Genomic DNA, 21713 nt, shown 5'->3' on the forward strand with positions numbered 1-21713 from the left:
TGACCGGCCGGCCGAGCCGCCAGGCCCGGCCGGCACTGCCTCACTTGCCCGCCGGCTCCGCGATCCGCGCCTCTTCGGCCTGATGCTGCTTCATGCCCCTTGGCCAGGCATAGACCAGCGCCTTGAGCAGCGTCGCCAGCGGAATGGCGAAGAAGATCCCCCAGAAGCCCCAGATCCCGCCGAAGAACAGTACCGCCACAATGATCGACACCGGGTGCAGGTTCACCGCCTCGGAAAACAGGATCGGCACCAGCACGTTGCCATCCAGCGCCTGGATCACGCCGTAGGCGACCAGCACGTAGAGGAACTGCTCGCTCATGCCGAAATGGAACCCCGCCACGGCGGCCACCGGCAGGGTGGCCACGGCGGCGCCGATGTAGGGTACCAGCACCGAGAACCCCACCAGCACGGCCAGCAGCGCCGAATAGGGCAGGCCGAAGAAGGCAAAGGTGAAGAACGATACCGTGCCGACGATGATGATTTCGATGAACTTGCCGCGCACATAGTTGGCGATCTGGTCGTCCATCTCCTTCCAGATCCGCGTCATCAGGGTCCGCTGCTGGGGTAGCAGAGACAGCGTGAAATTCACCAGCTGCTCGCGATCCTTGAGCAGGAAGAACACCAGGATAGGTACCAGCACCAGGTAGATGATCAGCGACAGCACGTTGCCCAGCGAGGCCAGCGACAGGGTCAGGGCACGCTGGCCGAACTGGGTCATCTCGCGCCCGGCCACGCCGATCCACTCCTGGACCTGGTCGGGGGTGACAAGGTTTGGGTAGCGCGCCTGCATGTCATCGAGCCAGCGTTGGCCGCTGGCGAACATGCGTGGCGTCTCCTGCACCAGCCCCACCAGCTGGTTCCATATCAATGGCACCAGGATGAAGGCCAGCGCCAGCAGTGCACCAAGAAAGCCGAGGAAGATGAGCGTGACGGCGATCAGATGCGGCACCCCGCGGCGCGTCAATGCATTGACCGCCCCCTGCAGCAGGAAGGCCAGGACCAGCGCGGTGAGAAACGGGGCCAGCATGCGGCCGAACAGGATCACCGCGGCAAAGCCCAGGATCAGCACGACCAGCAGGATCACCGCCTCCTCATCGGAGAAGTAGTGATCCACCCAGCCCTTGAAGACTTGCCGCAGGGTCATGTAGTGCGCCCCTCGCCCTTGCGAAGCCAGTAATGGTAGACCTCGCCTCGCGCCTCGCGCCCTACCAGCTCGTGATTGCTGTGCTCGGCAAAGGTTTCGAAGTCGCGCCAGGAGCCGGCATCGGTCGCCATGATCTCGAGCAGCTGGCCGGCACTGAGCCGTGCCAGCGCCTGCTTCGCCTTGAGCAGCGGCAGGGGGCAGGGCAGGCCGCAGGCATCAAGTACGTCATCTGGTTGCACAGCCATGTTGTCTCCCGGGAGAATGCGTGAGGGGTTTGCCGCCTGGAAGCGCTCTTGCAGACAACGACGAAACCCTTGAGATTTAAAGGCACTTTGCAGGTCGAATCAATGTCGGATGCTAACCCCAAGGCCTCTTCGAGCGAGACAGGCACATGCTGCGCAAGCCCTTGACCCACCTGAGCACCGCCGGCACCCTGGCGCTGGCGCTCTCCCTCTCTGCCGTGGCGCCAGCGCCGGCAGCCGCCGCGGATGACTACGGCCTGCCCAGTCTGATGGGCAGCAGTCAGGCCATGAGCGGCGAGGAGTATCGATTGGGCCGCGCCTGGCTCAGACAGTTCCGCGCGCGCGCGCCTATCTGGCACGACGCCATCGCCCAGGAGTATGTCGAGAGCCTGCTGTCACGCCTCGCCCCCCATAGCGGCATCAACGATAGCCGCACCGTGGTGACCCTAGTGGATAGCCGCACGCTCAACGCCTTTGCGGTGCCGGGCGGGGTAATCGGCGTCAATGCGGGCCTGTTCGCCTTCGCCGACGAGGAGGACGCCGTCGTCTCGGTGCTTGCCCATGAGCTCGGCCACCTCGCCCAGCGCCATTACGCTCGCGGCCAGGCGCGCGCCGAGCAGACCCAGCTGCCGGCCATGGCCGCCATGCTGGCCGGCATGCTGATCGCCGCCAGCGGCGGCGGCGAGGCCGGCATCGCCGCCGCCATGGGCTCCCAGGCCGCCTTCATTCAGGATCAGCTGGCCTATTCCCGCCGCTTCGAGCAGGAAGCCGACCGCCTCGGCCTGCAGACCATGGCTCAGGCCGGCTTCGACCCCAGGCTATGGTGCGGATGTTCCGCGCCATGCAGCGCCAGGCCAGCCTGCAGGGGGCAACCCACCGGAGTTCCTGCTTACCCACCCGCTGACAGAGTCGCGCATCAGCGACGCCGAAGACCGCGCCAGCCAGCTCGAACCGGTCGCCTCGCGCCATGACGGGCCCATCTATTCCATGATTCGCGCCAGAGCGCTGCTGACGACGCATCAGCGCGACCCGCAGCAGGCCGCCACGCGCATGGAGCAGGACGCAGCCCCGCCTCGGCGCGGCGCTACCTCGACGCGCTGATCGCGGCACAGCGCGGGCAGACCGACACGGCCCTGCGCGAACTCGACGCGCTGGCCCAGGAAATGCCCGACCTGGCTCTGCTGCGGGCCAGCACCGCCGAGGTAGCCTTCGCCGCCGGTCGCTACGACGACGCCATCGAACGCAGCCGCCGCCTGCTGCGGGTGATGCCCGGCTACATGCCGGCGACCCGCATTCTGGGCGAAGCGCTGCTGCAGCGCGACCCCAACGAGGCCTACCGGATCCTGCGCGAGCTGGCGGAGCAGCGACCGGAAGACCCTCAGGTGTTCAACCTGCTGGCTGAAGCCGCCGGGCGCAGCGGCCGCGAAGCCTGGGGCCACCTGGCGCGCGCCGAGCACATGCAGCTCACCGGCGACATCCAGCGCGCCATTCGCCAGCTCGACGTGGCACGCCAGGTCGCAGAGCAGAGCGGCGACGCCAACGCGGCGGCACGCATCGAGCAGCGGCGCGAGGCCTTTGTGGGCTATCGCGAGACAATGGATAAGTTTAGATAACGCAAAGGCCCGCGCTGGTGCGCGGCGGCTTGAGGCTCATAAGTCCAGCGGTGTAACCGCCCCTTTCACTTCTGGAAGTTGAGCATGCGCTCCAGCGGCTTGAGCGCCCTCTGGCGCAGCTCGGCGTCGACGAAGATCTCGCCGCTGCCTTCACGCAGGGCGCCGGCAAGGTTGTCCAGCGCGTTCATCGCCATCCACGGGCAGTGCGCGCAGCTCCGGCAGGTTGCGCCGCTGCCGGCGGTAGGGGCCTCGAACAGCGTCTTCCCCGGCACCATCTGCTGCATCTTGAAGAAGATGCCGCGATCGGTGGCCACGATCAGCTTGTCATTGGGCAGCTCCGTGGCCGCCTTGATCAGCTGCGAGGTCGAGCCGGCCACATCGGCCAGCGCCACCACCGAAGCCGGCGACTCCGGATGCACCAGCACGGCAGCATCGGGGTAGATCGCCTTGAGATCCTCGATGCCCTTGGCCTTGAACTCCTCGTGGACGATGCAGGCGCCATCCCACAACAGCATGTCGGCCCCGGTCTTCTGCTGGATGTAGCCGCCCAGGTGCTTGTCCGGTGCCCACAGGATCTTCTCGCCGCGCGCCTGCAGGTGCTCGATGACATCCACCGCGATGGAGGAGGTTACCACCCAGTCGGCGCGCGCCTTCACCGCCGCCGAAGTGTTGGCATAGACCACTACGGTGCGGTCGGGATGCTGGTCGCAGAAGGCGCTGAAGGCATCGGCCGGGCAGCCCACGTCGAGCGAACAGGTCGCCTCCAGGGTAGGCATCAGCACACGCTTCTCGGGGAGAGGATCTTGGCCGTCTCGCCCATGAAGCGCACGCCGGCCACCACCAGGGTATCGGCCGAGTGACGCGCCCCGAAGCGGGCCATCTCCAGCGAATCGGCCACGCAGCCGCCGGTCTCTTCGGCCAGTTGCTGGATCGCGTCATCGGTGTAGTAGTGCGCCACCAGCACCGCATTGTGCTGGACGAGCAAGCGCTTGATCTCTTCGATACGCGCTTCGTCTTCAGCCGGGATGCGGGTCGGGCAGTAGGCGCGGGCAAGATGCTCACGCACCTCGATTTGGGAAGTCATGATCGTCATCGTGTCTACCACTGTGACTGGCAGGGCTCCCCCTGCATGTGCCGGGTGCATCGCGTGTCGTGCACTCCGCACGGGCGATACGCCTGCGGGTCATCGGCGTCTCTCGCCGTGGCCCATCGTGCCATTGTAAACCACATTGGCAGGGCCTTGCCTACCCCCGGCACTTTGCTCATCTCGCCAGGCCGAAGTGAGCCGTTGGCTTTTCGCCCGCCAAGACCAAAAACACCCCGCCTCTTCGAGGCGGGGTGTGGAATCTGGTGGGTCGTGTAGGATTCGAACCTACGACCAATTGGTTAAAAGCCAACTGCTCTACCAACTGAGCTAACGACCCGACGCTTGCAAACAGCATCCAGGTTCGGAGTGGTGGGTCGTGTAGGATTCGAACCTACGACCAATTGGTTAAAAGCCAACTGCTCTACCAACTGAGCTAACGACCCTTCCGAACGGGGGCAGATGTTACTGGCCACACCCTTTTCTGGCAAGGATTTTTTCGCCTTTCGGCGTAGGCCAAGCCGAACCGCCATCGGCGAGACCTAGCGGCCCCTGCCGCCACTCGGCTTGCGCATCGCCTGCACCGGGCGACGTTTGTGCTTGTCGCGGCTCCAGCGGTTCTTCTCGTCCGGTGTGAGTTCAGGCACCTTGCGCGGCGCCAGGCCGGCGGCCAGCGCCAGGTCATCGATTTCGTCCTGGGACAGCTCGACCCATTCGCCCGCCTTGGCCCGCTTGTCGAGGAAGATATTGCCGTAGCGAACCCGCTTGAGGCGGCTGACCGTGAGCCCCTGGGACTCCCACAGCCGGCGCACCTCGCGGTTGCGCCCTTCCATGATCACCACATGGAACCAGGTATTGATCCCCTCGCCGCCGAACTCCTGCACGTCGGTGAAGCGCGCCGGGCCGTCCTCGAGCATGACGCCTTCGACCATGGCCTTGACGTGCTCCTTGCGCACCTCGCCCATCACCCGCACGGCGTACTCACGCTCGATCTGGGTGGAGGGGTGCATCAGCCGGTTGGCCAGCTCGCCGTCGGTGGTGAACAGCAGCAAGCCGCTGGTGTTGATGTCCAGGCGGCCGATGGCGATCCAGCGCTCGCCCTTCAGGCGCGGCAGGCGTTCGAACACGGTGCGCCGCCCTTCCGGGTCCTTGCGCGTGCACAGCTCGCCTTCCGGTTTGTTGTACATGATCACGCGGCGCGGGTCTCCTCGGCGCCGCGCAGGGTCACCGGGCGGTCGTCGAAGGTGACCCGGTCGCGCATCTCGATACGATCGCCCAGGGTGGCCACCTTGCCGTTGACCTTGACGCGGCCAGCCTCAATGGCCGCCTCCATCTCGCGGCGTGAACCCAGCCCGGCACGAGCCAGGACCTTCTGCAATTTTTCGGTAGTGCTCGTCATTCTGACTTCTCGTCGTCGGTGAATTCCGCCCCGCCCCGCCGTCATCGTCGACGCTGGTGCGGGCACGTTCGGCCAGGCGCGCTTCTAGATCGGCGAAGCTCAGCCCTGGCCGGTCGGACGCCTTCCCGGCGTGTGCTGCGTCGGCCGTCCCGGCCGTCGTGTCGGCTAGCGTGTCGTCGTCATCGACCCACTCATCCTCGTCGTTCGCGTCGCCCTCTTCCGCGTCATGTCCCGCATCGGCCTGGGCCAGCAGCGCACTCGGCGGCGGCACGGCCTCATCCTCGAACACCGGCTCCGCCATGCCTCTAAGCTCGTGCATCGGCGGCAGCTCGTCCAGCGTCTTGAGGCCGAAGTCGTCGAGAAACTGACGCGTGGTGGCGTAGACGGCCGGGCGCCCTGGCACGTCACGCTGTCCGACCACGCGAATCCAACCGCGTTCGGCCAGGGTGCGCATGATCGAGCTGCTGACCGCCACACCACGTACTTCCTCGATGTCGCCGCGGGTCACCGGCTGGCGGTAGGCGATCAGCGCCAGGGTCTCGAGCAGCGCTCGAGAATAGCGCTGGGGCCGCTCATCCCACAGCCGCGACACCCAGGGCGACAGCCGCGGGCGGATGCGCAGCTGGTAGCCCGAAGCGGTCTCGATCAGCTCCAGCGCACCGCGATCATGGCGTCCGGCCAGCCGCTCCAGCGCTTCGCGCAGGTTTCTCCGCCGCGGCCGCTCGTGGTCGTCGAACAGAGCCTCGAGCCGCTCCAGCGAGAGCGGTTCGGCGGCCGCCAGCAGCGCCGCCTCGAGAATCTCATCGAGGCTGTCAGGCAGTTCCATGGCCGTCATGCGCCGTCGTCCTCTCCCGGCAATTCGTCCGCTTCGGCGAATGGGCTCTCGCCCTCGTCGCCTTCACCCTCGAAGGGCGCCTCCTCGGTGTACTCGCGCGGCGCCCGGGCGCGCACGTGAATCGGCGACAGCGGGGCATTCTGCACGATCTCGATCATCGCCTCCTTGGCCAGCTCGAGAATGGCCATGAAGGTGACGATCACCCCGGCGCGCCCCTCTTCCAGGCTAAACAGCGCCTCGAACGGGGTGTAGTGCTCATGGTTGAGCCGCTCCATGATCGCCAGCATGCGCTCGCGGGTCGAGAGCACCTCGCGCCCGATCTGGTGGGCCTGATTGAGTTCGGCCCGGCGCAGGATGCCGGCCAGGGCCCCCAGCAGCTCACCCAGCTCCACATCGGGATGAATCACCCGCGCCTGCAGCGGCGGCAGCACCGCCCGCGCCGGGAACCAGTCGCGCCCCAGCCGGGGCAGTGCGGCCAGGGCCTCGGCGGCGCTCTTGAGCTGCTCGTACTCCTGCAGCCGCCGGATCAGCTCGGCGCGCGGGTCGGCCTCGTCGTCCTCTCCCGCCTCGCGGGGCGGGCGCGGCAGCAGCGTGCGCGATTTGATCTCGGCGAGCATGGCGGCCATCAGCAGGTATTCGCCAGCCAGCTCGATCTCCATCGCCTTCATCAGTTCGACGTACTCGATGTACTGGCGGGTGATGGCGGCCACGTCGATGGCCAGGATATCGAGGTTCTGGCGGCGGATCAGGTAAAGCAGCAGGTCGAGCGGCCCTTCGAAGGCCTCGAGAAAGATACGCAGCGCCTCGGGGGGATGTAGAGATCCTCGGGCAGCTCGGTGATCGGCTCGTCGAACAGCCGCGCCAGCACCGCCGACCGGGTCTCGGCGTCGTTCGCGGCCGGCTGCTCGGCAACAGCCGTGGGGGGCGTCTCGCTCACGCGGGGGCTGGCCTCTCGGGGAACACGATCAACAGCGCAGTCTAGCAAGATGGCAGGTTGAGAGACAGCGCTGCTGCCATGCGACCGCCCCTCGCTCGCTCAGTGCTTGCCCGGCGACAGCACCGACTCCGCCGCCTCGGCCTTGCGATAGCGCCCGGTGTAGTCAAACAGCTTCTCGCGCACCTGCCAGTGGCGCCCCACCTTGCGCCCTACCACGAAGTCGGGGTGGCGCAGGCGCCGGCGCTCGGCGATGACCTCTTCCGCGCTGACCGGCTGCCAGCGGATACCCGGCGCGCGCAGATGATGGCGCAGGAACACTGCGCTGAAGGCGGCGCGCTGAGCCGGGGTCTCCAGGGCAAACCACTCGCTCAGGCTAGCGCCGTCCTCGTCGTGGTAGGTAACCCTGAGCCGCGGCAGGCCGCGGCCGTTGATGGTGGCCTCGAGCTGCATGCCGGCCACCCGCAGCACCCGGGCATCCCCGAGGCGCAGCGCCTCCTTGAGCTTGTCATCGGCATCCACCAGCAGCACCTGGCAGCCGTGGCAGCGCCGCGCGGCGATGTCGTTCTCGGCGCCGCACTCGCCGCACACCTTGAAGCGGTAGCGAAACGAGCACTGCTCCGGTTTACAGGCGCCCGAAGCCGCGCCATGGCCTCCATCAGCGCCACCCGCCATCGTTGCTGTTTTTTCGCTTTGAGCGGGGCTTCGGGCGCTTTCGACAAGCCCCTGACAGCGGCGGCCGAAGTGCTCGATGACGATCTCGCCCTCCTTGCGGCCCCAGAACAGGTTGGCGTGACCGCAGGCGGGGCACTCGACCTGCACCGGCTCGGTGTCCGAGGCCGGGCGCGGGCTGCCCACTTCCGGCGCGTAGAGATCCCAGGGGTTACCGGCGTAGTCGAGGATCAGGCAGTCGCGCTTGCCCGAGGCAAGGCGCAGACCGCGACCGACGATCTGCTGATAGAGGCTCACCGACTCGGTGGGCCGCAGGATCGCGATCAGGTCGACATGAGGTGCGTCGAAACCGGTGGTGAGTACCGCCACGTTGACCAGATACTTGAGCTCGCGCGCCTTGAAGGCGGCGATGATGCGCTCACGCTCGCGCGACGGCGTCTCGCCGGTGATCAGCGCTGCCTCGGCGGCCGGCAGGTAGCCGAGCACCTCCTCGGCGTGAGCCACGCTGGCGGCGAACAGCATCACGCCCTGGCGGCTGCGCGCGCGCTCGGCGATCTCGGCGACGATACCCGGCGTGGCGCGGTTGCCCGCCGCCACGCGGTTGAGTTCCTCCTCGCGGTACAGCCCGCCCGCCCCCGGCACCAGCGCGGAAAAATCGTAGCGTTCCACGGCGGCATCCACGCGCCTAGGCTCGGCCAGGTAGCCCTGCTTGACCATCAGCCGCAGCGGCTGCTCGAACACGCAGTCGCGAAAGAAGCCGTCGTCGCCGCCGCGCACCATGCCGTGGTAATGGCGGTGGTAGATGAAGCCCTGGCCCAGGCGATAGGGCGTGGCGGTCAGGCCCAGCACCTTGAGCCGCGGATTGGCCCGCCTCAGCGCCTCGATCACGCGGCGATAGCTGGCGTCCTTGTCCGGCGCGACCCGGTGGCACTCGTCGATGACCAGCAGCGTGAACTGGCCTTGTGCCTGTGCCGAGGCATCGAAGCGCGCCAGGTTGCGCACCACCGACTGCACCGAGCCGAACACCACCTGCCGCGCGCTCTCCTTGCGCCCCAGGCCGGCGCTGAAGATATCCGCTTCGAGGCCGTAGGCCAGGTACTTGGCGTGGTTCTGCTCCACCAGCTCGCGCACGTGGGCCAGCACCAGCACCCGCCCGCGGGCGAGGCGCGCCAGTTCGGCGATGACCAGCGACTTGCCGCTGCCGGTGGGCAACACCACCACCGCAGGCTCGTCGGAGCCACGGAAATGCGCCACCACACGGCGCACCGCCTCCTGCTGGTAGGGGCGCAGCGTCGGGGCGGCGGGCCGAAAATCGGGAGTGGGCGCGGTGGTCATGGCCGGGCAGCCTCAGGTAAAGCGCGGCTCGCGCCCGGCCAGGCGTGCCGCCACCGCCTCCTGCTGCTGCTCGCTGCCCAGCAGGCCGCGTTGCAGGCTGGCCTCCAGCGCCAGCCGCTCGCGCTCTGACATGCCGGGGGCGCGGGTGAACAGCTCGCGTGACGCCGCCACCGCCCGGGGCGAGCGCGTCGCCACCGCCGCGGCAATGTCGCGGGCCACGGCCAGCGGATCGTCGGCCAGGCGCGTGGCGAGCCCCAGGCTCACCGCCTCATGCCCGTCGACCTTACGCCCGGTCCAGGTCAGCTCGCGCAGCACGTCGCTGCGAACCGCCTCCCCCGTCACGCTGATGCCCATGTCGGGAATGATGCCCCAGACGATCTCGAGCACCGCCAGCCGAGCCTCGGGATGCACCACGCGAATATCCGCCCCCAGGGCGATCTGCAGCCCGCCGCCGTAGACGTGCCCGTGCAGCGCGGCGATCACCGGCACGCCGGCATCGCGCCAGCCCAGCGCCAGACGCTGCACCGGATTGATGCCTTGCTCGTCGGGTGCCAACAGCGCGGGAAGCCGCTCGGGCCGCGACATGACCGCCGCCATGTCGAGCCCGGCGCAGAAGCTCTCGCCCTCCCCGTGAGCACCACCGCGCGCAGGTCCTCAAGCTCGCACAGGTGCCGCTGGGCGGCCAGCAGGCCGTCGATCATCGCCCAGTCGAGGCCATTATGTTCGCGGGGCCGGGCGAGGGCGACCTCGGCCACGTGCCGGTGAAAGGAAAGCGTCACACGTTCATGGAAAGATGGCTGTGTCATGCAAGCACCTCGACGGAGTGGATCCAGCCAGTCTGGCCGCGGCGTGACAATTGTCAAACATCTGTTTTATTTCTTTCCAGGTTTTCCCCTGCGCTTTGGCTATAGTGAAGCTTCAGAGCCGTGTCAGACGAATTCCTTACCCGCTCAGGGCCAGGGGGATAGTGGGAATGGAATTCGTCATGCTTAGCGAATGGAATCACTGGTCTATCAATCAAGAATGCCCTTTGACTTGACGAAGATCATGTAAAAAGGACAAGCGCTTTCGCAGGATGCTCAGGTAGCGTCTGTGAAGCCCGTTTCGAGGACACTGCCATGCCAGAAATTCAAACAAAGACAACTCGGCTTGTGTTGACTCCCACCGAACAGCTCAACCTGGCGGAGGCCCATGAGCGGGCAGAATTGACCCGCTATCGTCGCCTTGCGTTCAGCTTCCTGCCCTACGATACCGCCGTCAGCCACCTGATGGCGTCGCTGGGCATCCAGTGTGAAGCCTGCCTGGAGGAGCAGCGGCGCCTGGTTCGGCAGCTGGGACTCCCGCCCACCGACTTTCGTGACCATGGCGCGCCGGCTACCGCCTCGCCGCTGCTGTTCATGGCCAACCCCACCATGGCGCTTGAGGCCATCATGCAGAGCGTGATCGACGCCGACTATTCGGTGCGCTTTTATCGCCATCTACGCGACACCAGCAGCGTTGCGGCGTTCTACCCTGCGCTGACGGCGATTCTCAAGCAGAAACGCCGCGAGCATGCGCTGCTGGAAGAATTCCTCGCCTCACGCATCGAGCTGGAGCCGATGGCGCAACGCGCCTGAGCCATCCGCCGACGTACGGTCGGCAACTTCAACGACGAGGCGACCCGCGGGTCGCCTCGTGTCCTTGCTGCATCGACTGCCTCAGCCCAGCCATACCCTGGCATTGCGGAACAGCCGCATCCAGGCGCCGTCGCGGGTCCACTCCGCGGGCCGCCAGGAGTTGGTGACCGCCCGTACCACCCGCTCGGGGTGCGGCATCATGATGGTCACCCGGCCATCCGGCGTGGTCAGCCCGGTAATGCCGGAAGGCGAGCCGTTGGGGTTGGCCGGGTAGTGGGTGGTCACCTGGCCGTAGTTGTCGACGTAGCGCAGGGCGACCTGGGCGCTGCCCTGCATGCTGCGCAGGTGAGCGCTGTCGCGGAACTCGGCACGCCCTTCACCGTGCGCCACGGCGATCGGCAGCCGCGAGCCTTCCATACCGGCAAGCAGGATCGACGGGCTCTGCTCCACCTGCACCAGCGCCACCCGGGCCTCGAACTGCTCGGACTCATTACGTACGAAGCGCGGCCAGCTGTCGGCGCCGGGAATCAGCTCCTTCAGCTGGGAGAACATCTGGCAGCCGTTGCACACGCCGAGGCCGAAGCTGTCGTCGCGCTCGAAGAACGCCGCGAACTGCTCCTGCGCCCGCGGGTTGAACAGCACCGATTTGGCCCAGCCGCCGCCAGCGCCCAACACGTCGCCATAGGAGAAGCCGCCGCAGGCGACGAGCCCCTTGAACGAGGCAAGATCGACACGCCCGGCGAGAATGTCGCTCATGTGCACGTCCACCGCCTCGAAGCCGGCATGGTGGAAAGCCCAGGCCATCTCCAGGTGTCCATTGACCCCTGCTCGCGCAGGATGGCCACCGCCGGGCGTGACGTGTTGACGAACGGCGCCGCGATGTCCTCGTTGACATCGAAGGTGGGGCTCGCGGAGAGGCCCGGGTCGCGACCGTCGAGCAGGCCGTCGAACTCGCTCTTGGCGCAGTCGGGGTTGTCGCGCAGCGCCTGCAGGCGATAGCTGGTCTCGGCCCAGGTGCGTTGGGCCAGCAGCCGGGTGGTCTCGAGCAGCGGCTCCTCGAACAGGGTCACGCGCACCTGGTCGTCGTAGCGCGGCCGGGCGATGACGCCACAGGTCTCGATGCCGGCGGCGGCGAACTGGGCCAGCACCTCCTCGGTGTACTGGCGGTTGACCTGAATCACCGCACCAAGCTCCTCGGCGAACAGCACATCCACCGCCTGGGTCGGCTCGTCGATCAGCCAGTCGAGCTTGATCTCGAGGCCGGCATGGGCGGCAAAGGCCATCTCCAGCAGCGTGACCAGCAGGCCGCCGTCGCTGCGGTCGTGATAGGCCAGCAGCTTGCCGTCGGCGTTGAGCCCCTGGATCACGGCGAAGAATGCCTTGAGGTCCTCGGGATCGTCGAGGTCGGGGCACTCGTTGCCGAGCTGGCCGTAGACCTGCGCCAGCGCCGAGCCGCCCAGACGGTTCTTGCCCCCCAGATCGATCAGGATCAGATCGGACTCGTCCTGCTCCAGGTTGATCTGCGGGGTCAGGGTCTGCAGCGCATCGGTGACCGGGGCGAAGCCGGTGACCACCAGCGACAGCGGCGCGGTGACACTCTTCTCTTCACTTTCGCCCTTGTCGTTCTCGGCCTGCCAGGCGGTGCGCATGGACATGGAGTCCTTGCCCACCGGAATGGCGATGCCGAGCTGCGGGCACAGCGCCATGCCCACCGCATGCACGGCATCGAACAGCGCCTGGTTCTCGCCGACATGGTCGGCGGCGCTCATCCAGTTGGCGGAGAGCTTGATGTCGGACAGCTTGGCGATCGGCGCGGCCGCCAGGTTGGTGATGGTCTCGGCCACCGCCAGACGGGCGCTGGCCGCGGGGTCGATCAGCGCCACCGGCGGACGCTCGCCCATGGCCATCGCCTCGCCGGCATGGGTATCGTAGCTCGCCGTGGTCACGGCGACGTCGGCCACCGGCACCTGCCACGGGCCGACCATCTGGTCGCGGGCCACCATGCCGGTGATGGAGCGATCGCCGATGGTGATCAAAAAGCTCTTGGAGGCTACCGTGGGCAGCCGCAGCACGCGATCCATGGCCTCGCGCAGATCGAGGTTGTCGAGCATCACGCCGGGCAGCTCCAGCGACTCGCGCCGGAACTCGCGCTGCATCTTGGGCGGCTTGCCGAACAGCACGCTCATCGGCAGATCGACCGGCTGGCTGGCCATGGACTGGGCCTCGAAGTGGCCGTCGCGCACCTCGAGGTGATGGGCCTCGGTGGCCTCGCCGACTACCGCATAGGGGCAGCGTTCGCGCCTGCACAGCGCATCGAAGGTATCGAGGTCCTCGGGTGCTACCGCCAGCACGTAGCGCTCCTGGGCCTCGTTGCACCAGATCTCCAGCGGGCTCATGCCCGGCTCGGCGTTGGGCACCGCACGCAGATCGAACAGGCCGCCACGGCCGCCGTCCTTGACCAGCTCCGGCAGGGCATTGGAGAGCCCGCCGGCACCGACGTCGTGAATGAAGCGGATGGGATTGGCCTCGCCCAGCGCCCAGCAGCGGTCGATCACTTCCTGGGCACGGCGTTCGATCTCGGCGTTGTCGCGTTGCACCGAGGCGAAGTCGAGATCGGCGCTGGAGGCGCCGGAGGCCATCGACGAGGCGGCGCCACCGCCCAGACCGATCAGCATGGCCGGGCCGCCCAGCACGATCAGCTTGCCGCCGACCGGAATCTCGCCTTTCTGGACGTGGCCCTCGCGAATGTTGCCGTAGCCGCCGGCGATCATGATCGGCTTGTGATAACCGCGCCGCTCGATGCCGCCGGCACTCAGGGTGTCCTGCTCATAGGTACGGAAGTAGCCGGTCAGGTTGGGGCGGCCGAACTCGTTGTTGAACGAGGCCCCGCCGATGGGACCTTCGAGCATGATGGAAAGCGCCGACTGCATGCGCTCGGGCTTGCCGTAGTCGAAGGCTTCCCAGGGCTGGACGAACTCGGGAATACGCAGGTTGGAGACAGTGAAGCCGGTGAGGCCCGCCTTGGGCTTGGAGCCGATGCCCGTGGCCCCTTCGTCGCGGATCTCGCCGCCGGCGCCGGTGGCCGCCCCCGGATAGGGCGCGATGGCGGTGGGATGGTTGTGAGTCTCCACCTTCATCAGGATATGGATCGGCTCGCGGTGCGTGCCGTACACGGCACGCTCGGCGGCCTTGCCGGTCAACGGCGCGGCGAAGAAGCGCCCCGCCTCGCTGCCCTTGATCACCGCGGCGTTGTCGCTGTAGGCGGAAAGGATGTCGCCGGGCGAAGCCTGGTAGGTGTTCTTGATCATCTTGAACAGCGAATGGCTCTGGGCCTCGCCGTCGATCACCCAGTCGGCGTTGAAGATCTTGTGTCGGCAGTGCTCGGAGTTGGCCTGGGCGAACATCATCAGTTCAACGTCGGTGGGGTTGCGCGCAAGCTCGCGGAACGCCTCGACGAGATAGTCGATCTCGTCCTCGGCCAGGGCCAGGCCCAGCGCGACGTTGGCCTGCTCCAGCGCCGCCCGGCCGCCCTCGAGAATGTCCACCCGCCCCAGCGGGGCCGGCTCGTGATGCGCGAACAGCCGGGCGGCATCGGAGGCATTGACCAGCACGCTCTCGGTCATGCGGTCGTGCAGGGTCTCGCGAATCGCCATGAAGGCCGCTTCGGACATCGGCGCCCTGAGCGCCACGCGATAGGCGACGCCCTGCTCGAGGCGGCGCACCCGCGCCAGGCCGCAGTTGCGGGCGATGTCGGTAGCCTTGGACGACCACGGCGACTGGGTACCGATACGCGGCACCACCAGAAACAGCTGGCCGTCGGCCTCGCCCTGGTCGCCACCGTCTTTGATGCCATAGTCGAGCAACTGATCGAGCAGACTCCGTTCATCGTCGGATAGCTCACCGTCGTGATCCACGAAATGCACGTAGGAAGCGTGCAGGGACTCGACCTCGGGAACCCGTGCGCGCAGGGCAGCCAGCAGCTTGTCGTGACGGAAAGCGGAAAGGGCAGGCGCGCCGCGAAGTTCGAGCATGTCTTGGAAGCCTCTGAAGCAAGCGGAGGGAGGGCCGCACGGCGGCATAGAAGGCGCCATGATACTGGAAAGCGCCGGACAGACGAAATGCGGCGGATGACAGCCGTGCCGCGTGCCGTTATCGTGAAGCTCTCTTCGCCGACCGTCGCCTGAATGCCCGAGCCCGAACGTCCTATCCTGCTGAGCCGCCTGCGCCTGGCCGCCCTGCTGCTGCTGGGTGTCGTGCTGTGCCTGGCCCCCTATCGCCACTTCACGCCAGCCAGCGGCCTGCTGGACGAAATACGCGAGCGCGACTTCCTCAGCATTCACACGCGCAATACGCCGACTACCTATTACGAAGGGCGCCACGGCCCGACCGGCTTCGAGTACGAGCTGGTGCGCCGCTTCGCCGACTTCCTCGGCGTCAGCCTGACCCTGGATGCGCGCCACCACATCCAGAGCGCACTGGACGCGGTGCGCCTGGAGGGCGATCTGGCCGCCGCCGCGCTGCCGCTGGACCTGACCCAGCCGGGCCTCATCTACAGCCGCCCGATCCTCGACCTGCAACCGCTGCTGGTCTACCGCCGCGGCCTGCCGCCGGTCACCGATATCGAGGGACTGGCGGGACTCACCATCGGCACCATTCGCGGCTCCGGAGCCGACCGCGTGCTGCGCGAACTGCAGGTCGAGCACCCGGCGCTGGGCTGGCGGGAATCCTCGGACGTCGAAGTGGCAGAATTGCTCAGCCAGGTCGAAAACGGCTACCTGGATGCGGCGGTAGTCTTCGAGCATCAGTTTCGCATCAACCGAATCTTCTTCCCCGGCGTAGAGCGCGGCTTCTTGCTGGGCCAGCCGCTCTCCATGGCCTGGGCCTTTCCCGCCCACGGCGGCCTCACGCTGCAGCAGGCGGCCAACCGCTTCCTCGAAGAGCTGCGGCAGGAGGGCTGGCTCGATGCGCTCATCGACCGCCACTTCGGCCATGACGACTACCTCGAATACGTCGGCGCCCGGGTTTTCATCGCCCACGTGCATGCGCGGCTGCCCACCTATACCGCGCTGTTTCGTGAAGCGGCACGCAACACCGGCTTCGACTGGAAGCTGTTGGCCTCCCTCGGCTACCAGGAGTCACACTGGGACCCGGAAGCCACCTCACCCACCGGCGTGCGCGGCCTGATGATGCTGACCCTGCCCACCGCCGGCGAGATGGGTGTGAGCGACCGTCTCGACCCCGCCCAAAGCATCGACGGCGGGGCGCGCTATCTCCGCCATCTCAAGGATCGGCTGCCGGAGTCGATAACAGGAGATGACCGGCTCTATATGGCCATGGCCGCCTATAACGTCGGCCTCGGGCATCTCTACGACGCCCGGCGTATCGCCGAGCAGTTGGGCGGCGACCCCGATCGCTGGGAAGACGTGCGCGAGGCGCTGCCGCTGCTGCAGAAGCGCGAATGGCACAGCCAGACCCGCCACGGCTACGCCCGCGGCGGCGAGCCGGTGATCTACGTGCGCAACATCCGGCGTTACTATGAGATCCTGAGCTACGTGGATCGCAGCCAGCAGCAGTACCTGCAGCTCAACGAGATGGCCAACGGCGAGGCCGACGAAGCCCCGTTGTTCGACATCATTTCTCCCCTTCTCTAGCAGGAACAGGGCATGACCATGCAACGCCGCGCCCTTCTCGTCACCTGCCTGGCCTGCGTGCCGCTGGCACCGGGCTCCCACGGCGGCCAGCCGATGCACGAGCTGGTCACCCTCGGCCTGCTGGCCATGCTCATCCTGGCCCAGCTGATGCTGCTGCTGGGCGCACGAGCGCTGGCCAAGGGACTGGTGAGTGCTGCCCTGCTGCCCCTCGGCCTGGCACTGCTCAGCTACACCCTGCCAGAGTATTGGGTCGCCACGTCGAGCTGGGACGCCATGAGCCGCGGCCTGGATAGCCGCCTGACGCTGGAGTCCTGGCGCCCGGGCCTGCTGCCCACCCTGACCCTGCTCCTGCTCGGCGCGCTGATCATCACGCGCTCCCAGGCCGCGCGGGGCGGCCCACTGCTGCTGGTCATGGTTGCGCTGCTGGTCAGCCTGCAGGGTCTGCTCGCCGCTGCCGCCCAGGCGCCACTGCTACGCCTGGCCGCCGGCCCTGGGCCACGCTGGCCATGGCCCTGCTGCTGGTCGGGCAGGGGCTGGCCGCCCAGCCCGGCTGGCGTGCCCACGCCGCCACGCTCGGCCGCGCCCTGTTCCCGTCGCTGGCGCTCGTCGTGGCCACCCTGCTGCTGTGGCATCACCAGCAAGGCGTCACCGAGCGCGGGCTGCGCACCGCGGTCGAAGCGGAGGCCCAGCAGTTGGGCAGCCGACTCACCCGCGAGGTATACGACCACCTGGCGGCGGTGGAGCGCTTCGCCAACGTCTGGACCCTGTTCGACGCGCCCCCCACCCAAGCGGAATGGGCCGGCCAGGCTGGTCCCTATGCGCGCGACTTCCGCTTCCTGCTCAATATCGCCTTCGTCGATCCCGACAGTCGTCTCACCCGGGTCTACCCGGCCAGCGAGCTCAATCTCCGGATTCAGGGCACTCGGCTCTTCGATGCCCAGCCCGCCAGCCGCGAGGCGGTCAGCCTTGCGCTCGTCGAGCAGCGCATCGGCCGCACGGGCGTTATTCCGCTGCTGCAGGGCGTGCCGGGCATCATTCACTACCTGCCGATACCGCTGGACGAGCAGCGCACCCTGGGCGCCGTGGCCATGGTCATCAGCCTGCCGATCCTCGCGGAGACGCTGTTTCAGGAAGTGGATGGCCGCCATGTCGGGCTTGTGCTACGCCAGGGCGACCAGCACCTGGCCGAGCGCCTGCCCGAAGGGCGCCTGGGCCCTGGCATCACGCGGTGCCGCTCGGCGTGGCCGGCGAGCCGCTGACCCTCAGCGTGCAGCCCAGCCACGCCAGCCTGCTGCAGCGGCTGCCCCGCCACCCGGTCATCAGCCTGGTCATCGGGCTGCTGCTGGCCTACCTGCTTTACCTGGTGCTGCACGGCTACACGCGCCTGGCCCGTCAGCACCGGCGGGTGCATGCCGCCAACACCGAACTGCGCCGCGAGATCCGCGTGCGCAGCCAGCTCCAGCAGGAAATTGAATGGCTGGCCCGCCACGACGAGCTGACCCGGCTGCCCAACCGACGGCTGTTCATGGAAACCCTGCAGGCCAACGCCGCACAGCGCCCGCTGAGCGTACTGATCTGCGACATCGACCATTTCAAGCGGGTCAACGACCACCAGGGCCACCTGGTCGGCGACCGCTACCTGACCCAGTTGGGTGACATCGGTCGCAAAGTGATCGAGCAACACGGCGGACTGTTCGCCCGCTACGGCGGAGAGGAGTTCGTCGCCTGCCTGCCGCAGGCAGGCGGCAGCCAGGCCGTGGCGATCGCCGAAACGCTGCGCCGCAACGTGCAGGACGCCGCGCTGGCACATCACGACGACAGCACGCTGACGGTCAGCGTCGGCGTGGTCACGCTGGAGAAGGGGCCGCTGGATGTCGCCACGCTCATGCAGGCGGCCGATGAAGCGCTCTATCGCGCCAAGGCCGAGGGGCGCAACCGGGTCAAGGCCGCCCCGGCCCTAGCCGTCACCGAGCGCGCCTGACGCCGCCGCGTCGGCCTGGCGGCGCGCTTCGAAGAACGCCTTGAGCAGCCGCGAGGCGCGCACGGCGAGCACACCGCCTTCCACCACGACCCGGTGATTGTGCCAAGGCTGGGCGAACAGGTTGGCCTTCGACTCCACCATGCCGGTGCGCGGCTCGGCGGCACCGTAGACCAAGCGGGCGATGCGCGCATGGATGATCGCACCGGTGCACATCAGGCAGGGCTCCAGGGTGACGTAGAGCGTGCAGCCGTCCAGGCGGTAATTGCCGAGCCGCTCGGCGGCGGCGCGCAGCGCGCGGATCTCGGCATGGGCGCTGGGATCATGCCCCGAGATCGGCGCATTGTAGCCCGCCCCGATGATCTCGCCTGCCGCATCCACCACCACCGCGCCCACCGGCACCTCGCCGGCTGCCAGCCCTCGCGGGCCTGGTCCAGCGCCCGATGCATGTAGAATTCGTCACTGCGCATCGGCGCCGACTCCGTTATCCTTGCTGAAACAACCGTATGGAGACGCCCCGAGGAAGCCTCATGTCCGATGCCCTGAATGCGCTGGTCAACCTGCTCGGCCTGGAAGAAATCGAAGAGAACCTGTTCCGTGGCCGCAGCCAGGACCTGGGCCTGCCGCAGCTGTTCGGTGGCCAGGTGCTCGGCCAGGCGCTCTCGGCCGCCACTCACACCGTGGACCCCAGCCGCCAGGCCCATTCGCTGCACGGCTACTTCCTGCGTCCCGGCGACCCGCATCGCCCGGTAGTCTATCAGGTCGATGCCGTGCGCGACGGCGGCAGCTTCACCACCCGGCGCGTCACCGCCATTCAGAAAGGCCGGCCGATCTTCTTCTGCAGCGCCTCCTTCCATGGCCGCGAAGAGAGCCTGGCCCACCAGATGGCGATGCCGGAACTCGCCTCGCCCGAAGCGCTGGCTCACCAGCCCGATGCCCGCCTGGAGCGCTTCCCCGGCCACCCCATCGAATTCCTGCACCTGGGCGATGACGCCGAACCCGGCCAGCCTTCACGCAAGCGGCTGTGGTTCCGCCTGACCGGCGAACTGCCCGACGACCCGGCCCTGCACCGCTACCTGCTGACCTACAGCTCCGACTTCAACCTGCTGACTACGGCGCTGGTGCCCCACGGCATCACCTTCCGCGACCCCAAGCTGCAGATCGCCAGCCTCGACCATGCGCTGTGGTTCCACCACGACGTCAAGGTCAACGACTGGCTGCTCTACGACATGGACAGCCCCTGGGCCGGCGGGGCCCGCGGCTTCACCCGCGGCAGCATCTACGACCGCAGCGGGCGGCTGGTGGCCTCCACCGCGCAGGAAGGCCTGACGCGCCTGCGCGAAGCGCGCTGAGCGCTTCTCGACACGGCACCAGCCGCATCCGAGGCTAAAGTTCCCTACCGAACCGTCGATATTGGAAAAATCTTCCATGGAACGCACGACGAGATTCGGATAATGACAGATTCCTTAAGCGGCTCTAGGCGCGCCTTCGGGCTTCAAAGCAAGCTCCTGGCCCTGGTGCTGCTTCCCCTGCTGGTGACGACCCTCGTGCTTGTCACGCTGGATGCCCGCGACCGCATCGTGGGCAACCAGGATGCCCTGGCCATGCAGCGTGCCATGCTGATCGAAACGCGCCAGGCCGGGGTTCGCGACGTCGTCGAAAGTGCCCGCACGGCCATCCAGCCCGTGCTGCAGAATCGCGGCCTCAGCGAGGCACAGCGGCGCGAGCAAGCCGCCGAGATCCTCCGTGCGATTCGCTTCGAAGGCGATAACTACATCTTTGCCTACCAGTACGACGGTACCAATATCGTGCTGCCCTACAGTCGGGAACGCGAGGGCACCGACCTCAGCAACCTGCGCGCCCCCGATGGCGCCTTCATCATCCGCGACATGATCTCGCTGGCGCAGCAGGGGGCGGCTTTTATCAGTACCCATGGGAATACCCCGGCACCAACGACGTGGAGCCCAAGTATTCGTTCGTCGACACCGTTCCCGAGCTGGGCTGGATGCTGGGCGCGGGGGTCTATATCACCGATATCGATGCCGCCATGGCCAAGGCCGACCTCCAAGCCGCCAGCGTGCTGCGCAGCGCCATTCTGTCGTCAATCCTGACCGGGCTGGCGCTGTTCGCTGCGGTGGCGGCCGCCTCGGTATGGCTCGTGCGCCGCACGATTCGCCCCATACGTCGCACCGCAGATGCCATGCGCGACATCGCCCAGGGCCAGGGCGACCTCACCCGCCGCCTTAACGCCGAAACCCAGGACGAGATCGGCGAGCTGGCCACCCAGTTCAATGCCTTCGTCACCCGCATGCAAGAGACCCTGCGCGACGTGCGCCGCAGCACTACCAGCGTGCATCTCGCCGCGGAAGACATTGCCCAGGGCAGCGATGAACTGGCCACGCGCACCGAGCAGGCCGCCGCCAACCTGCAGGAAACATCCGCCTCCATGGAGGAGATCACCGCCACGGTGAATCACAGCGCTGAATCGGCACAACAGGCGAATCAGCTGGTCGTCGCCACTACCCAGGTAGCGCGTGATGGCGAAAGCGCCATGCAGCGCGTAGAGCGCACCATGGCGGATATTGACGCCTCATCGAGCCGTATCGCCGAGATCGTCAGCCTGATCGACGGCATTGCCTTCCAGACCAACATACTGGCGCTCAACGCCTCGGTGGAAGCCGCTCGGGCCGGCGAACATGGCCGCGGCTTCGCCGTGGTGGCGCAGGAGGTGCGCACCCTGGCCAGCCGCTCCGGCGATGCCGCCAAGGAAATCCGAACGTTGATCGATACCTCCGTGGCCCACGCTCGCAGCGGCAGCGAGATCGTCCAGCGGGCGGGCGCCACCATGCAGGAGATCGTGTCCAGCGTGGCACGGGTCAGCGACGTGATCGCCGAAATCAGCGCTGGCGCGCGTGAACAGAATGCCGGTATCGGCCAGATCAATACGGCCGTGGCCGAGATGGACACCATGACGCAGCAGAATGCCGCCATGGTGCAGCATACGTCCTCCCTGGCCGCCGAGATGCGCCGTCACTCGCAGCAACTCAGCGACCTGGTCGGCACTTTCATCCTGGGCGACGAGCGCGAGAATGGCGGGGCCGCAGCTGCCACGCCTGCCAGGCAGCTGCCTGCGCTACCCGCCGCGAGCAGGAAGGTGCCCGCCTCGCCCGCTCGGCCCGGCTCCCAGGCGGAGTGGGAAGCCTTCTGAAT

Annotated in this window: 11 protein-coding genes, 2 tRNA genes and 7 pseudogenes; 8 read left to right on the plus strand and 12 right to left on the minus strand. The window is 67.4% G+C overall.

What is annotated here, in order from left to right; all coding sequences use genetic code 11:
- Positions 1-40: 40 nt before the first annotated feature.
- Positions 41-1144: an AI-2E family transporter gene (locus ACUDAL_RS12850; RefSeq protein ID WP_444678394.1), complete on the minus strand. Its 1104-nt coding sequence runs from the start codon at positions 1142-1144 to the stop codon at positions 41-43.
- The gene (locus ACUDAL_RS12855; protein ID WP_444678395.1) at positions 1141-1389 is read right to left on the minus strand and encodes a sulfurtransferase TusA family protein; all 249 of its coding nucleotides are present in this window, start codon (positions 1387-1389) and stop codon (positions 1141-1143) included. Before ACUDAL_RS12855 ends, ACUDAL_RS12850 begins: the two co-directional genes overlap by 4 nt.
- A 146-nt stretch (positions 1390-1535) precedes the next feature.
- Between ACUDAL_RS12855 and ACUDAL_RS12860 the strand changes: the two are divergent.
- Positions 1536-2999, plus strand: a pseudogene (locus ACUDAL_RS12860) (M48 family metalloprotease).
- A gap of 65 nt (positions 3000-3064) precedes the next feature.
- Here the strand turns inward: ACUDAL_RS12860 and nadA are convergent.
- The 8 genes and pseudogenes from nadA to ACUDAL_RS12900 form a co-directional block, all read right to left on the minus strand.
- Positions 3065-4092: pseudogene (nadA, locus tag ACUDAL_RS12865) on the minus strand (quinolinate synthase NadA).
- 255 nt (positions 4093-4347) lie between these two features.
- Positions 4348-4423 (minus strand) — tRNA-Lys (locus tag ACUDAL_RS12870).
- Between the two features lie 30 nt (positions 4424-4453).
- Positions 4454-4529 (minus strand) — tRNA-Lys (locus ACUDAL_RS12875).
- Between the two features lie 96 nt (positions 4530-4625).
- Positions 4626-5482, minus strand: a pseudogene (gene rluB, locus ACUDAL_RS12880) (23S rRNA pseudouridine(2605) synthase RluB).
- The gene (gene scpB / locus ACUDAL_RS12885) at positions 5400-6317 is read right to left on the minus strand and encodes an SMC-Scp complex subunit ScpB (protein ID WP_444678396.1); all 918 of its coding nucleotides are present in this window, start codon (positions 6315-6317) and stop codon (positions 5400-5402) included. The pseudogene rluB and the gene scpB overlap by 83 nt, the downstream one beginning before the upstream one ends.
- Positions 6314-7254 (minus strand): annotated as a pseudogene (locus ACUDAL_RS12890) (segregation and condensation protein A). The gene scpB and the pseudogene ACUDAL_RS12890 overlap by 4 nt, the downstream one beginning before the upstream one ends.
- Positions 7255-7353: 99 nt before the next feature.
- Complete coding sequence (locus tag ACUDAL_RS12895) at positions 7354-9258, minus strand: DEAD/DEAH box helicase family protein (RefSeq protein WP_444678397.1); 1905 nt, start codon at positions 9256-9258, stop codon at positions 7354-7356.
- Between the two features lie 12 nt (positions 9259-9270).
- Positions 9271-9855 carry an enoyl-CoA hydratase-related protein gene (locus ACUDAL_RS12900; protein WP_444678398.1) on the minus strand — a complete coding sequence of 195 codons (585 nt, stop codon included), beginning with the start codon at positions 9853-9855 and terminating at the stop codon, positions 9271-9273.
- Between the two features lie 557 nt (positions 9856-10412).
- On the opposite strand from ACUDAL_RS12900, the gene ACUDAL_RS12905 reads away from it, so the two are divergent.
- Entirely contained in the window at positions 10413-10874 is a 462-nt protein-coding gene (locus tag ACUDAL_RS12905) for a hypothetical protein (RefSeq protein ID WP_444678399.1), read from the plus strand.
- A gap of 81 nt (positions 10875-10955) precedes the next feature.
- On the opposite strand, the pseudogene purL reads toward ACUDAL_RS12905, so the two are convergent.
- Positions 10956-14905, minus strand: a pseudogene (gene purL, locus ACUDAL_RS12910) (phosphoribosylformylglycinamidine synthase).
- A 153-nt stretch (positions 14906-15058) separates the two neighbouring features.
- On the opposite strand from purL, the gene mltF reads away from it, so the two are divergent.
- From mltF to ACUDAL_RS12925, 3 genes are all read left to right on the plus strand, one after another.
- Positions 15059-16525 carry a membrane-bound lytic murein transglycosylase MltF gene (mltF, locus tag ACUDAL_RS12915; protein WP_444678400.1) on the plus strand — a complete coding sequence of 489 codons (1467 nt, stop codon included), beginning with the start codon at positions 15059-15061 and terminating at the stop codon, positions 16523-16525.
- Between the two features lie 506 nt (positions 16526-17031).
- Positions 17032-17784 (plus strand): hypothetical protein, encoded by a 753-nt coding sequence (locus tag ACUDAL_RS12920; RefSeq protein WP_444678401.1) that lies wholly within the window; start codon positions 17032-17034, stop codon positions 17782-17784.
- Positions 17754-18506: a GGDEF domain-containing protein gene (locus tag ACUDAL_RS12925; protein ID WP_444678402.1), complete on the plus strand. Its 753-nt coding sequence runs from the start codon at positions 17754-17756 to the stop codon at positions 18504-18506. Before ACUDAL_RS12920 ends, ACUDAL_RS12925 begins: the two co-directional genes overlap by 31 nt.
- Here the strand turns inward: ACUDAL_RS12925 and tadA are convergent.
- A pseudogene (gene tadA, locus ACUDAL_RS12930) lies at positions 18483-18973 on the minus strand (tRNA adenosine(34) deaminase TadA). The gene ACUDAL_RS12925 and the pseudogene tadA sit on opposite strands and share 24 nt — an antisense overlap.
- Before the next feature lie 60 nt (positions 18974-19033).
- Between tadA and ACUDAL_RS12935 the strand changes: the two are divergent.
- The 3 genes and pseudogenes from ACUDAL_RS12935 to ACUDAL_RS12945 all read left to right on the plus strand — a co-directional run bounded on the left by ACUDAL_RS12935 (position 19034) and on the right by ACUDAL_RS12945 (position 21711).
- Entirely contained in the window at positions 19034-19855 is an 822-nt protein-coding gene (locus ACUDAL_RS12935) for an acyl-CoA thioesterase (protein ID WP_444678403.1), read from the plus strand.
- A gap of 264 nt (positions 19856-20119) precedes the next feature.
- Positions 20120-20502 (plus strand): annotated as a pseudogene (locus tag ACUDAL_RS12940) (cache domain-containing protein); the annotation flags it as partial.
- A 48-nt stretch (positions 20503-20550) separates the two neighbouring features.
- A complete protein-coding gene (locus ACUDAL_RS12945; protein ID WP_444679378.1) occupies positions 20551-21711 on the plus strand; it encodes a methyl-accepting chemotaxis protein in 1161 nt (386 codons plus the stop codon).
- Positions 21712-21713: the final 2 nt, after the last annotated feature.

This window comes from Halomonas sp. E19 (assembly GCF_052439355.1).
Lineage (GTDB): Bacteria > Pseudomonadota > Gammaproteobacteria > Pseudomonadales > Halomonadaceae > Halomonas.

What these genes read in the sequence shown, in the direction of transcription:
- ACUDAL_RS12850 (WP_444678394.1), bottom strand. Translation starts at nt 1,144, where the DNA reads ATGACCCTGCGGCAAGTCTTCAAGGGCTGGGTGGATCACTACTTCTCC.
- ACUDAL_RS12855 (WP_444678395.1), bottom strand. Translation starts at nt 1,389, where the DNA reads ATGGCTGTGCAACCAGATGACGTACTTGATGCCTGCGGCCTGCCCTGC.
- scpB (WP_444678396.1), bottom strand. Translation starts at nt 6,317, where the DNA reads ATGACGGCCATGGAACTGCCTGACAGCCTCGATGAGATTCTCGAGGCG.
- ACUDAL_RS12895 (WP_444678397.1), bottom strand. Translation starts at nt 9,258, where the DNA reads ATGACCACCGCGCCCACTCCCGATTTTCGGCCCGCCGCCCCGACGCTG.
- ACUDAL_RS12900 (WP_444678398.1), bottom strand. Translation starts at nt 9,855, where the DNA reads ATGGCGGCGGTCATGTCGCGGCCCGAGCGGCTTCCCGCGCTGTTGGCA.
- mltF (WP_444678400.1), top strand. Translation starts at nt 15,059, where the DNA reads ATGCCCGAGCCCGAACGTCCTATCCTGCTGAGCCGCCTGCGCCTGGCC.
- ACUDAL_RS12920 (WP_444678401.1), top strand. Translation starts at nt 17,032, where the DNA reads ATGGCCCTGCTGCTGGTCGGGCAGGGGCTGGCCGCCCAGCCCGGCTGG.
- ACUDAL_RS12935 (WP_444678403.1), top strand. Translation starts at nt 19,034, where the DNA reads ATGTCCGATGCCCTGAATGCGCTGGTCAACCTGCTCGGCCTGGAAGAA.
- ACUDAL_RS12945 (WP_444679378.1), top strand. Translation starts at nt 20,551, where the DNA reads ATGGCCAAGGCCGACCTCCAAGCCGCCAGCGTGCTGCGCAGCGCCATT.